The sequence below is a fragment of the Legionella anisa genome, assembly GCF_001467525.1.
Classification (GTDB): domain Bacteria; phylum Pseudomonadota; class Gammaproteobacteria; order Legionellales; family Legionellaceae; genus Legionella; species Legionella anisa.
This window is the reverse complement of sequence record NZ_LNXS01000037.1, coordinates 84,797-96,905: the sequence shown is the minus strand read 5'-3', so window position 1 is coordinate 96,905 and position 12,109 is coordinate 84,797. Positions and strand designations below refer to the sequence as shown.

Here is a 12,109-nt window from a genome sequence, read left to right as displayed (position 1 = left end):
CTTTCGTAACTTTGAAAATTACAGAACTCGTGTTAGGGTGCTGTGCTGTTAAATGTGAGTGCCCCCGTAATTGGGAAAGAGCCCAAATAAACAGGCTTCAAAGGTAGTTGCTTTATAGGTTTTAAATGTAGGTCACGCAAAAATCACGCAAGGACTTTTGGGGTGACTAAGGTGTCAAGTGTAACTTATTGATTTTACTGGCTTTAATTGGTGGGCCCACTAGGACTTGAACCTAGGACCAACGGATTATGAGTCCGCTGCTCTGACCAACTGAGCTATGGGCCCGGAGAGGGGGTCATTTTAAACTTAATTTGTTTAATGTTCTAGTTTTTTTTGTGATTTTTTTAGGGATTTTCCTCTCCCATTCGGGAGAGGGGTAGGGAAGGGTAAAGAGGTCACAAATCCTTTTTATCCTTCCTCTTTATTTGAATTATTAGCCTTCATCACCTTCGAGGAAGCTTCTCAGTTTCTCTGAGCGAGATGGATGACGCAGTTTGCGGAGCGCTTTGGCTTCGATTTGGCGAATTCGCTCACGAGTTACGTCAAATTGTTTGCCCACTTCTTCCAGAGTATGGTCGGTATTCATTTCAATACCAAAACGCATACGCAGTACTTTGGCTTCTCTTGGGGTTAAAGTTTCCAAGATTTCCAGAGTTGCTTCGCGTAGCCCCTCAGCAGTTGCCATGTCGATGGGTGATTCAATGTTATTGTCTTCAATAAAGTCACCTAAGTGTGAATCATCATCATCACCCACAGGGGTTTCCATGGAAATAGGTTCTTTAGCAATTTTTAAGACTTTACGAATCTTGTCTTCGCTTAATTCCATTTTTTCAGCCAATTCTTCGGGTGTGGCTTCACGGCCAGTTTCCTGAAGTATTTGTCTGGAAATTCGGTTGAGCTTGTTAATCGTTTCGATCATGTGTACCGGAATACGGATGGTACGCGCTTGATCGGCAATCGAACGGGTAATTGCCTGTCGAATCCACCAAGTTGCATAGGTAGAGAACTTGTAACCACGACGGTATTCAAATTTATCTACAGCTTTCATCAAACCGATGTTGCCTTCCTGAATTAGATCAAGGAATTGCAAGCCACGGTTGGTATATTTTTTCGCGATGGAAATAACCAAACGTAAGTTGGCTTCGACCATTTCTTTTTTGGCGCGACGTGCTTTAGCTTCGCCAATGGACATTTTACGGTTGATGTCTTTAATTTCACCAATCGTCAAACCGTATTCGGCTTCGAATGCGACCAATCGTGATTGGATACGCAGAATTTCCTCGGTATATTCCTGGATACGGTCCATATCGAGTTTTTTACCGTGTTTGCTAATAATGGAATTGAGCCATTCCATGTCTGTTTCTTGGCCTGGGAATGTATCAATAAACAGCTTTCGCGGAATACGCGCTTTCTCAATGCAAAGGCGCATAATGCCACGCTCGAACTCTCTGATGTGGTTACGTAGCTGACGGAAATGACGTGTTAAACGATCAACCTGTCTGGAAGTAAGCTTGAGTTTTAAGAACGACTCAGACATGATTTCTAACGCTTTCAGCGCTGTAGCGTGCTCTCTACCGAACTCTTTTAATACAGCGATTGCTTCTTCATAGGTAATGCGTAAGTCATCAAAATAAACTTTTGCTTGCTCTGGATTTGGACCATCATCGACTTCCCCAATGCCTCCTTCGCCGTCTTCATCCTCTTCCTCATCAGCAAGAAGTAGATCTTCATCTTGTCGCGCTTCATCCAGCATGGAGCCAATGCTTGCAGCAGGAGCGATTTCATCTTCAACATCAGAAAAGCCACTAATAATTTCATTCAGACGAATTTCTTGAGCAATAAACCGATCATAATCATCAAGCACTAACTGGACAGTTTCTGGATAATGAGCCAAAGATTTAAGTACTTGATAAATGCCTTCTTCAATGCGTTTCGCGATGCGGATCTCGCCTTCACGGGTCAACAGCTCTACTGTACCCATTTCACGCATGTACATACGAACCGGATCGGTTGTACGGCCAGTTTCCTTGTCCACAGAGGCAAGTACCATGGCGGCTTCTTCGATATCTGGAACTTCTTCTGTATTGAGCAGAAGTGCCAGTTCATCATCACCCGGCGGCAATTCAAATACTTTGATGTTCATGCCTTCCAGCATGCTGATAATGACATCAAAGTGTTCTGTATCGACTATATTAGGCAGCAAGTCATTGATCTGACTGTAAGTCAAATAACCTTGCTCCTTGCCTAGGCTAATGACTTTGGTTATCTGTGAGCTTTGCTGTTCTTGATCATTTATGGTCATAGGCACTTCTCTAGGGACAATTGGACATTATCCTAAAAAACAATGGAATCTACAGCATTATATGCACTAATTGGATTGCTTGCTTCTTTAGGATTACAAAATCTTATAATTATAAACCGGGAGACTGCAACATACCAGTAGTTTTTCATTGCTTTTTTCTGGACATCTTCTTTACAAGAGTCTAGCACATGATGGAACACCACATGAGCTAGGGTTAATACTAATTGCATTGTCCAAACACAGGCAGCTCCGGAGCTTAACAAGGAACCACTTAAACATGGCGCTCTTTTAACATATCCTGTAACTTTATTTTCTCTGCTTCATCCAAGCCTTGTTGACGCGATTTATTAATCAGTTGACGTATGGTTAATTCACGATTTTGTTTTTGTAAAAATACCATAATATCAATAAATTCTTTGACCAATTCTTGTTCAGGAACTAAATGCTCCCAGGCTGCGAGTTTGTTTATGGAGTCAAAATAAGGATGATCACGCCATGATTCAATAAGTGTTGCTGTAGTTGCTTGTGGATTTGTTGCCAGTTGCTGTAGCAGTTTCAATAAAATTTCATGTTCTTTAATGTCGAGTAACTCGGAATGGATATGCTGTTTGATTGGTGCATAAATTTCTGGATGTTGCAGGAGCAAGGCCACTGCGATGCGCATTGGCGTACGTGCTATCGTCATTATTTGCTCGTGCTGGGACGTTTTGGACTCCTCAGTAACCAACTGGCTTAAGCGATGTGTTTCGATATGAGTTAAACGAGCCAGATCCTCGATAAGTAACTGCTTGTACGAGCCCTCATTCATTTTTTGTAAAAAAGGTTTGGCCAAATTAATTAATTGAGTCTTTCCCGCGGGACGAAGTAAATTGAGGTCTTTGGCTAAGTTGTCAAAGAGGAATCGATGCAGTGGAGTGGCATGTTTAAGCTGATTTAAAAAATGGTCTTTGCCTTCATTGCGAACCAGACTGTCTGGGTCATGTCCATCAGGTAAAAACATAAAACTGGCATCGAGCCCCAGATTCAAATGCGGCAAACTGCTTTCAAGTGCACGCCAGGCAGCTTGTCTTCCCGCATTATCGCCATCAAAACAAAAAATCAGCGATTTGGTATGTTTGGCAAGAAGTTGAATGTGATAAGTGCTCGTTGCGGTACCTAATGTGGCTACTGCATTCATAATGCCGTGTTGGGCTAATGCAATCACATCCATATAACCTTCAACCACGATAATATAATCTATTGTTTTTTGCTGGTTTAGAATTTGGTGCAAACCATATAATTCTCTGCTTTTTTGGAAAATGACTGTTTCGGGTGAGTTAAGGTATTTAGGTTTTTGTTCCGCATCCAGGACGCGCCCACCAAAGCCTATAATGCGTCCATGACGGTCATGAATAGGGAACATGACACGGTTTCGATACCGATCATAAATTTTTCCTTCATCACTTTTAATTAACATCCCGGTTGCAAGTAATTCACGTTGGTTGCGAGGAAATGCTTTTTCAAGATGATGCCATCCTTCATTCGCATAACCTAATTGATATCGTTTCGCGATTTCACCACTTAAGCCTCTGCCACGTAAATAATCGATAGCGGGTTGTCCTTCATGCTTTAATTTTTTTTGATAATAAAGGCTTACGGCAGACAAGAGCTTATAAAGATCCTGCGATGGATTATTTTTTTCAGTGTGTTTGTCTCGAGGAATTGTTACACCCAAACGAGTAGCCAGCGTTTCAACCGCATCAACAAACCCTTGATTGAGGTAATTCATGACAAAGCTGATGGCATTGCCTGAAGCGCCACAACCAAAGCAGTGATAAAACTGCTTTTTGGCTACGACATTAAACGAAGGAGATTTTTCGTTATGAAAAGGACAGCACGCAATATGACTGTTCCCTCTTTTTTTCAAGGGAACATAGCTGTCAATTAATTCAACCAGATCCGTTCTAAGAAGAAGATCATCAATGAATGGCTGCGGGATTAAGCCAGACATGGTGATCCTTAACTTAACTTGGCCTTTATCATGGCACTTACTTGGGCCATATCAGCACGTCCTTGCAAGCTGGGCTTTAAGAGTGCCATTACTTTACCCATGTCAGCCATTTTTTCAGCACCAGTTGACGCAATGGCATCATGAACCATTTTTTCAATTTCTACAGCAGACAAAGGCTCAGGCAAGTATTTTTTCAGAACCTCCAGTTCATATTGTTCCTGATCGACCAGATCGTCGCGATTGGCTTTTTCGTATTGAGCTATGGATTCTTTGCGCTGTTTGCTCATTTTATCCAAAATCACCAACATGCGCTCATCATCCACTTCGATACGCTCATCTACTTCGACTTGTTTTACTGCAGCAGTGATTAAACGAAGCGTGGATAAAAGTTCTTTATCCTTGGCACGCATTGCATCTTTGACATCATTATTGAGGCGTTCTTTAATCGTCATTTTTATTCCTTAAATCGAATGAGCTCGGCCCTAAATACAAGGAACGGCTATAAGCCAACTGTTTCACAAGATTTATTAGGGTCAACAGACCCTAGCATTTTTTCAAAACGCTACTGCAGTGCGTTGCGAAAAAAACCTAAGGTACCCTGAAACGCAAAAAGCCACTTAATACGACATCATAATCATAAATCAACTGTGACTATGCGAAGTACATGTGGCCTTGGTAAAAAATACAGGACGGACAAATCCTATTTACGTCGGCGTTTTCCGCCTTGTTGCTTTGCTGTCATATCACGAGAAATTTTCTTTAGATGACGTTTTACTGCAGCAGCTTGCTTACGCTTACGCTCAGCAGTTGGTTTTTCATAAAATTCACGACGGCGTAATTCGGTTAAAATACCGGCTTTTTCACAAGAGCGCTTAAAACGGCGCAGTGCGTATTCTGGGTTTTCGCCTTCTTTGACGCGAACGGTAGGCATTAAACTAGTCCTCTGGTTATTTGATCTTAATAGGTGGGCAATTCTAGTGCTAGTTGAAGCACTCGTCAAGTTTTTAAACTATATATTTTTATTAACTCTCAGTACAACTGGAATCTGCTAATCCGATTAATGTGTTACAATTCTGAATTTGATAATAGGTTTTTTTATGTTGATCTTAGGCATTGAATCTTCTTGTGATGAAACTGGAATAGCCATTTACGATTCAGATGCTGGTTTGTTGGCGCATGCCTTACATTCGCAAATTGATACACACCGAGTGCATGGCGGTGTGGTTCCTGAGCTTGCTTCACGTGATCACATTAATTATTTAATTCCTTTGCTTGATAAGGTATTGCAACAAACAGGAATTGATAAAAAAGCGTTGGATGGCATTGCCTACACAGCAGGCCCAGGTTTGATTGGTGCATTACTGGTAGGTGCTTGTTTTGCAAAAAGCGTGGCGTGCGCGTTACAAATCCCTTCATTGGCGATTCACCACTTGGAGGCGCACCTTTTAGCTGCAAAAATGGAAACCCCATCGCTCGAATTCCCCTTTATCGCACTGTTGGTATCTGGTGGTCATTGCCAATTAGTTGAAGTCAAGGATTTAGGAACATATTGTATTCTTGGAGATACTCTGGATGATGCAGTAGGCGAAGCTTTTGATAAAACTGCGAAACTCATGGGCATACCTTACCCCGGAGGTCCGGTACTTGCAGCGCTTGCCGATCAATGTGAATCGACCCCTTATCGGTTTCCCCGTCCCATGACCGATAGACCGGGTCTGGATTTTAGTTTCAGTGGCTTAAAAACCTTTGCATTAAACACTTGGAGTCAAAGCACAAAAGATGAGCGTGCACGTGCTGAAATTGCCAAGGCGTTTCAAGAGGCAGTGGTTGAAACCCTAATGATTAAATGCAAGCGGGCTGTGCAAGAATCGGGGTGCAAGCAATTGGTTGTTGCGGGTGGAGTAGGAGCCAATAAAGCATTGCGATCGGGTTTACGCGAATGGATTCAGAGTATTGGCGGAACAATTTATTTCCCCGCCTTAGAATATTGTACCGATAATGGAGCGATGATTGCTTATGCTGGATGTTTGCGGATGTTAAGGGGAGAAAAGGATGTAAGTAGTGGGGTGGAGGTTAAGGCAAGATGGCCTTTGGCTTGATTTTTGTAATCCCTGAAAATTTTTGTGAGAATGGATCATTCAGGGATTTCTAGATTTTAGAATCCGTGCTTGTTTTATTTTATTTCTCTTCAGGCTTTTTTGTTTTCGCTTTAGGTGCAGCGGTTTTTTTAGCTCTGGTTTTCTTTTCAGACTCTTCGGTTTTTTTACTGGGTTTTTTCGCAGTTTTAGCTGTTTTCGTTGCTTCAGGTTCAGCTACTACGGTTTCAGTGATGATAACCTCTTCTATCTCAATGATTGTCTCTTGGGGCATAGGTTCAGGTTTTTGAGGGGGAACTGCGTGCTCCGCTTTGCCCTCCATCATGGTATCAAGAACATCTTCCTTTAATTTAATGTGAGGTTCTTTTTTATCAATAAGACGCACAATGTTCTCTTTATGTTTGTAGACGACTAATAAGGCCATAATGAATATAGGCAGGAAAATATCCAGACGCTGGATAAGTAATAGTGAATAAAATGGTGCAAAACCAATCGCTGTTATAGAAGCTAAGGAGGCATAACGTGAAAACTTGGCGACAATTAACCAGGTTGCTGCAACTAAAATACCAACAATGAAATGAAAACCTAAGAGCGCACCAATTGCTGTAGCAACTCCCTTCCCGCCTTTGAAGTCAAAAAAAACAGGATACATATGACCTATAACCGCAGCCAAAGCAGTAAAGCCTACGGTCGCAGGTCCTGCACCCAAGATTTTGGCGATGAGTACGGGAATGGTACCTTTCAGCAGATCGGCAACCATAACCAGAGCCGCATATTGTTTTCCTGCAATGCGCAAGACATTGGTAGCACCAGGATTTTTTGAACCCGCTGTACGTGGATCGGGCAAAGAGCAAGCCTTGCAGACTATGACTGCAGAGCAGATAGATCCCATTAAATAAGCAAGAACTACCAAGAATATAAATAATATCACCGATTGCTCCTTTTCCGGAAAGTAACTTATTATCAATTAATCTTTATTTGCAAGCAAGTGGTCGCAAATCGATACATGTAGCCTGGGTGAAGCGAAGCGGAACCCGGGTTACGGCTTCGCCTGCACCCAGGCTACATTACTTCCTATATATAATCACTCTTGCAATAATTATCTGCTAAAACGCCTCATAAAGCGCGGAACCAAGCATTTAGTGCTCACAAATATAAGGCTTGTAAGTCGTTGGTGTAACGTCTGCCAAAAGCAGTTACTTGCCAGTATGTATCGGTGAGGGTAATTAGCTTTTTATGTTCTGCTGTTTTAAGTTTAGGGAGTAAATAATTCAATGGTAAGCCTGTAGTTTGCGTGAAGAGTTCTAATGGGATGGCTTGCTCCAATCGTGTCGTGTTGAGCATAAATTCAAAAAGAAGATCTTGGCGTCCTACTGTCTCTATACTTGCCAAAAAAGGTTTGTCATGATCGAGATATTCTTTAGGCTGACGATGTTTGCGGGTTCTTAGTATTCCATTGGGGGTGGTTATTTTGCCATGAGCACCTGCTCCTATGCCCAGGTAATCGCCAAATAACCAGTAATTTAAATTATGCTGAGCTTGTCGTGCAGGCCTGGCAAAGGCGGAAATTTCGTAGCGCGCAAAACCGGATTCTTTAAGTAAAGCGAGTCCTTCTTCTTCCAGAATCCAGGCTTCATCTTCAGAAGGTAGTGGAGGTTTTTCTTTATAAAATACTGTATTGGGTTCTATGGTTAATTGATACCAAGACAAATGTTCGGGTTGGTGCGCAATTGCAGTGCGCAAATCATCAAGTCCTTGAGCAACACTTTGCCTGGGCAAACTGTGCATAATATCCAGATTGAGGTTGTTAAAACCGGCATTACGTGCGGAATCGATGGCGCGGTGAGCCTGTTGTGCATCATGGATGCGACCCAGAGTCTGAAGATGCTGTGGATTAAAGCTTTGAATACCCAGAGAAAGCCGATTAATACCGATTTGCCGATACTCAGTAAAGCGTTGCTGTTCTACAGTGCCTGGATTGGCTTCCATCGTGATTTCAATATCCTGGGCAAAGGGTAACAGATGCTTTAATTCAGTAAATAAAATATCGTAGGCTTGAGCAGAAAAAAGGCTTGGGGTACCTCCGCCAATAAAAATAGAGCAAATTTCACGGGCTTCAACATGTTGTAAATCGGTTTTTAAATCAGCAATCAATGCGTGAACATAATTTTCTTCCGGTAAAATCTCAGGACTTTTATGGGAATTAAAATCACAGTAAGGGCATTTGCGAATGCACCATGGAATGTGAATGTACAACGATAAAGGAATCATTACTCTTTTAGACTGGCTTGTTTGGGAATGCAATAGTATCATGTTGCGAGTTTTCTAACAAAAAATGTAATCATTCATGTTGTGTTCTTTCTGCATAGCGAGAGAGAATTTTCGATGATTACTTGAAAAACAAGAGGAAATCACATGGCAAATAAACGAGTTAGAGTTGCTGTTACAGGAGCAGCTGGACAAATTGGTTATGCATTATTGTTTCGGATCGCTTCCGGACAAATGTTTGGTGCAAATACTGAAGTGGAATTAAATTTACTTGAACTTGAAGCAGCACTTCCTTCTCTAGAAGGGGTTGCTATGGAGTTGGACGATTGTGCCTTCCCCTTATTGAAGCGTGTGGTTTGTACTTCAGATATGAATAAGGCAATGGATGGAATAAACTGGGCATTATTGGTGGGCTCTGTACCGCGCAAGCAAGGTATGGAACGTTCTGATTTATTGCAAATTAACGGCGGGATATTCACCAAGCAAGGTCAGGCGATTAATGATTATGCGAGCGATGATGTGCGCGTATTTGTAGTCGGTAATCCATGTAATACAAACTGTTTAATCGCTATGAATAACGCGAAAGACATACCTAATGATCGTTTTTATGCTATGACTACGTTGGATGAACTAAGATCACGGACGCAATTGGCTAAAAAAGCAGGGGTTGATATTACTGCAGTCACGCAAATGACTATTTGGGGAAATCATTCTTCCACTCAATATCCTGATTTTTATAATGCGAAAATCAATGGAGTGTCTGCAGCTAAGACTATTGATGAGTCTTGGTTGAAAGACACATTTGTTTCGACTGTACAACAGCGTGGTGCTGCAGTAATTAAAGCGCGTGGCTCTTCTTCTGCTGCTTCAGCTGCCAATGCCGTTATCACCGGTGTCAATCATTTAGTTACTGATACTCCTGCTGGGGAATCATTTTCTATGTGCCGTACCTCTCAAGGTGAATATGGCGTGGATCCCGGTTTGATCTTCTCCTTTCCTTGCCGACGCGAACACGGTGAATTAAAAGTAGTTGAGGGCCTAACCTTTAATGATTACGGTCGTGAAATGTTTGATAAAACTTTAGATGAGCTAAGACAAGAGCGTGATACAGTAAAGTCTTTAGGCTTGTTGGATTAAGGATAATTTCTTGATGTAGCCTGGGGGATCTGATGAGTTTTTTCATCCCCGGGTTACGGCTTTGCCTTCACCCAGGCTACAAGAACTTAAATTTGTGGCTTCGAATACTCATCTTCTACAAAAGAAGGTTGTTCTTGACGGTTTTTATATTCTTCACTTTGGTATATTTGAAAAAATTCAGAACCATCTAAAGTCTCTTTAGCTTTGGAATTACGTAGAAGCGTAGAAATTGAGCGTCCATTCGATAATATTCCGTTCAGTCTATCTACGAGCTGTTCGACTTGGTCGAATGGATTTGGATGTTCTGGCAGCAGTTCAGGCAAATATTGGATTATTGCTTCAGCGATTTGCTCATCAGTTAAGTAAAAAATTAAACGTGTGCCTGAGATCTGGATAAAATTTTCTTTGGATTCCATAATTAAACGCGATAAAAATTCCGGATCTTTGTCCAAATGTGAAATAAGTCTTTGACTAAATCCAAGCTGTTCTCGATGAGCGATTAACTGAGAATGTAGGCTAGGTTCTTGCTGCATAGAGGTTTTTTCAGACATGGCATTTAACCAGGGGACAAAGTCGACATCTTGTTGAGGGTTGTGGAATGGGAACCTTGGTGACGTTTTAGAATGAACGAGGTACCTGTCCCAATCAACAGCAGGCATTTGATGTTGTGCAGCCAAAGAATTCATTGAATTTTTTATAGGTTCAAAATTAATCCCCCATTTCAAAAAGAGAGGCAAGGCTGCACCTAATGTTTTTACCAGTTCAATGAAAGTAGCCTTTTCATCGGGCTGATAGTTTTCGATTGCTTCCTTGAGCTCCTGGATTTCAGAATAAGTATATTTTCCGCTATTTCTTGGTTTTACCAAATGAAAAACGGATTCAACGGCATCTGTTAGCGCAGAAAAAGGGTCGTCCATCGCTTTGCCCTCAACCGGAGTAGGCCCTTCTTTAAAAGTAGATTATAAAAAAAGAAAATGCCAAGCTTTTTTACATATTGCCTCTAATAAAATTGAATTTCGCAAAAAAAGTACTTTAAGTCTGGTGCTTTTGGGGTGCGGTGCAGCATGATTTGAGGTTTGATTCCGAAAAATTATCGAGTTAACGGTGTGCGCATGTCATGATTGTTTCGAGCAATTCTGATACAATAGTTCGCAATTTATTCTTATGTGGTGGGATATGCAGTCTTTCAAAGTGAGCTGTGTGGTTACTATTGCCATTGTATTATGGGCTTCAGCATTCGTTGGAATACGCATCGGGTTAACCGCCTATTCCCCAGGGGCTCTTGCCCTTTTACGTTTTATGGTTGCTTCACTGTGTATGTTGATCATCTACTATAGCCTAGGCATTAAAAAACGAGTGGCCTGGGGCGATCGGCTTCAATTACTTCTTACTGGCATGGCTGGTATAGGTATTTATAATATTTGTTTGAATTACGGTGAGTTGAGTGTTTCTGTCGGTATAGCCAGCTTTGTTCTTGGATTAATGCCGGTGTTGACTGTTATTTTATCGTTGATTTTTTTACAGGAGAAGCTGGCGCGAGGCGTTTGGGTTGGTATCATTATCAGTATCTTGGGGCTGGCTTTATTGGCAATTGATAACAATTCAGAACCTGGGATGCAACAGGGGATTTTGGCGATCTTGGTTTCTGCCTTGATGGGTGCGATTTTAACGATTATTCAAAAGCGATTCGTGAGTGTTTATCATCCTGTTGCGATTATCGCTTGGGTGATGTGGGGTGGAACTTTGTTGTTATCCATATTTCTCCCCGACATGTTTCAACAAATTCAAATTGCAGATTTTCAAACGACCACAGCGGTTATTTATATGGGTATTTTCCCCGCGGCACTTGCTTATTTGGCATGGGCTTATGCGCTGAAATATTTATCTGCTTCTAATGCATCCATCATGCTCTACGCCCTTCCTGTTGTATCGACATTAATGGGATTTCTCTTGCTTGATGAACAACCTTCATTGCTTTCTCTAGTTGGATGCAGCATTACTTTGGCAGGCGCTTTTATTGCCAATCGTTTTCAAACACGCTTTTCTTTTACTCAAGAAAAACAACTTTCGAATTGAACAAGCCTGGGTGAAGCGAGACTGAACCCAGAAAACAACTCCCCGACGCCCCGCGGCTTGTCCCTGAGAGATCCTCAGAATTTGTTCGCAGACTCAGAAATTTCGCACCATCACTGAACCTCTCAGATAAACCGTCGTTCTTGCAAATTGATATATGTAGCCTGGGTGAAGCGAAGCGTAACCCGGGTTATGGAAGCGTGATGTTTATCCAGAAACCCGGGTTACGGCTTCGCCTGCACC

10 protein-coding genes and 1 tRNA gene are annotated in these 12,109 nt (G+C 41.8%); 3 read left to right on the top strand and 8 right to left on the bottom strand.

Annotated features, from left to right (window positions below; genetic code table 11):
- Nucleotides 1-208 precede the first annotated feature (208 nt).
- The 5 genes from Lani_RS13330 to rpsU all read right to left on the bottom strand — a co-directional run bounded on the left by Lani_RS13330 (nt 209) and on the right by rpsU (nt 5,223).
- Nucleotides 209-285, bottom strand: a tRNA-Ile gene (locus Lani_RS13330).
- A 148-nt stretch (nt 286-433) separates the two neighbouring features.
- Nucleotides 434-2,302: an RNA polymerase sigma factor RpoD gene (gene rpoD, locus Lani_RS13325; protein WP_019234718.1), complete on the bottom strand. Its 1,869-nt coding sequence runs from the start codon at nt 2,300-2,302 to the stop codon at nt 434-436.
- Nucleotides 2,303-2,573: 271 nt separating this feature from the next.
- Complete coding sequence (gene dnaG, locus Lani_RS13315) at nt 2,574-4,292, bottom strand: DNA primase (protein WP_019234720.1); 1,719 nt, start codon at nt 4,290-4,292, stop codon at nt 2,574-2,576.
- Between the two features lie 8 nt (nt 4,293-4,300).
- Complete coding sequence (locus Lani_RS13310; protein ID WP_019234721.1) at nt 4,301-4,744, bottom strand: GatB/YqeY domain-containing protein; 444 nt, start codon at nt 4,742-4,744, stop codon at nt 4,301-4,303.
- A gap of 248 nt (nt 4,745-4,992) precedes the next feature.
- Nucleotides 4,993-5,223, bottom strand: coding sequence for a 30S ribosomal protein S21 (gene rpsU / locus Lani_RS13305; RefSeq protein WP_010652681.1), 231 nt, complete (start codon nt 5,221-5,223; stop codon nt 4,993-4,995).
- Nucleotides 5,224-5,389: 166 nt separating this feature from the next.
- Here rpsU and tsaD point away from each other — a divergent pair, with 166 nt between their 5' ends.
- Entirely contained in the window at nt 5,390-6,391 is a 1,002-nt protein-coding gene (gene tsaD, locus Lani_RS13300) for a tRNA (adenosine(37)-N6)-threonylcarbamoyltransferase complex transferase subunit TsaD (RefSeq protein WP_019234722.1), read from the top strand.
- Between the two features lie 79 nt (nt 6,392-6,470).
- Here tsaD and plsY read toward each other — a convergent pair whose 3' ends face one another.
- On the bottom strand, nt 6,471-7,319 hold the full coding sequence (plsY, locus tag Lani_RS13295; RefSeq protein WP_019234723.1) for a glycerol-3-phosphate 1-O-acyltransferase PlsY: 849 nt from the start codon (nt 7,317-7,319) through the stop codon (nt 6,471-6,473).
- 215 nt (nt 7,320-7,534) lie between these two features.
- Nucleotides 7,535-8,659 carry a radical SAM family heme chaperone HemW gene (hemW, locus tag Lani_RS13290; RefSeq protein ID WP_019234724.1) on the bottom strand — a complete coding sequence of 375 codons (1,125 nt, stop codon included), beginning with the start codon at nt 8,657-8,659 and terminating at the stop codon, nt 7,535-7,537.
- Nucleotides 8,660-8,803: 144 nt separating this feature from the next.
- Here hemW and Lani_RS13285 point away from each other — a divergent pair, with 144 nt between their 5' ends.
- The gene (locus Lani_RS13285) at nt 8,804-9,793 is read left to right on the top strand and encodes a malate dehydrogenase (protein WP_019234725.1); all 990 of its coding nucleotides are present in this window, start codon (nt 8,804-8,806) and stop codon (nt 9,791-9,793) included.
- Between the two features lie 86 nt (nt 9,794-9,879).
- Here Lani_RS13285 and Lani_RS13280 read toward each other — a convergent pair whose 3' ends face one another.
- A complete protein-coding gene (locus Lani_RS13280) occupies nt 9,880-10,710 on the bottom strand; it encodes a hypothetical protein (RefSeq protein ID WP_019234726.1) in 831 nt (276 codons plus the stop codon).
- A gap of 259 nt (nt 10,711-10,969) precedes the next feature.
- Between Lani_RS13280 and Lani_RS13275 the strand changes: the two genes are divergently transcribed.
- Nucleotides 10,970-11,869, top strand: a complete 900-nt coding sequence (locus Lani_RS13275; RefSeq protein WP_019234728.1) for a DMT family transporter — start codon at nt 10,970-10,972, stop codon at nt 11,867-11,869.
- Nucleotides 11,870-12,109 lie beyond the last annotated feature (240 nt).

What these genes read in the sequence shown, in the direction of transcription:
- dnaG (WP_019234720.1), bottom strand. Translation starts at nt 4,292, where the DNA reads ATGTCTGGCTTAATCCCGCAGCCATTCATTGATGATCTTCTTCTTAGA.
- Lani_RS13285 (WP_019234725.1), top strand. Translation starts at nt 8,804, where the DNA reads ATGGCAAATAAACGAGTTAGAGTTGCTGTTACAGGAGCAGCTGGACAA.
- rpoD (WP_019234718.1), bottom strand. Translation starts at nt 2,302, where the DNA reads ATGACCATAAATGATCAAGAACAGCAAAGCTCACAGATAACCAAAGTC.
- rpsU (WP_010652681.1), bottom strand. Translation starts at nt 5,223, where the DNA reads ATGCCTACCGTTCGCGTCAAAGAAGGCGAAAACCCAGAATACGCACTG.
- hemW (WP_019234724.1), bottom strand. Translation starts at nt 8,659, where the DNA reads ATGATTCCTTTATCGTTGTACATTCACATTCCATGGTGCATTCGCAAA.
- Lani_RS13280 (WP_019234726.1), bottom strand. Translation starts at nt 10,710, where the DNA reads ATGGACGACCCTTTTTCTGCGCTAACAGATGCCGTTGAATCCGTTTTT.
- Lani_RS13310 (WP_019234721.1), bottom strand. Translation starts at nt 4,744, where the DNA reads ATGACGATTAAAGAACGCCTCAATAATGATGTCAAAGATGCAATGCGT.
- Lani_RS13275 (WP_019234728.1), top strand. Translation starts at nt 10,970, where the DNA reads ATGCAGTCTTTCAAAGTGAGCTGTGTGGTTACTATTGCCATTGTATTA.
- tsaD (WP_019234722.1), top strand. Translation starts at nt 5,390, where the DNA reads ATGTTGATCTTAGGCATTGAATCTTCTTGTGATGAAACTGGAATAGCC.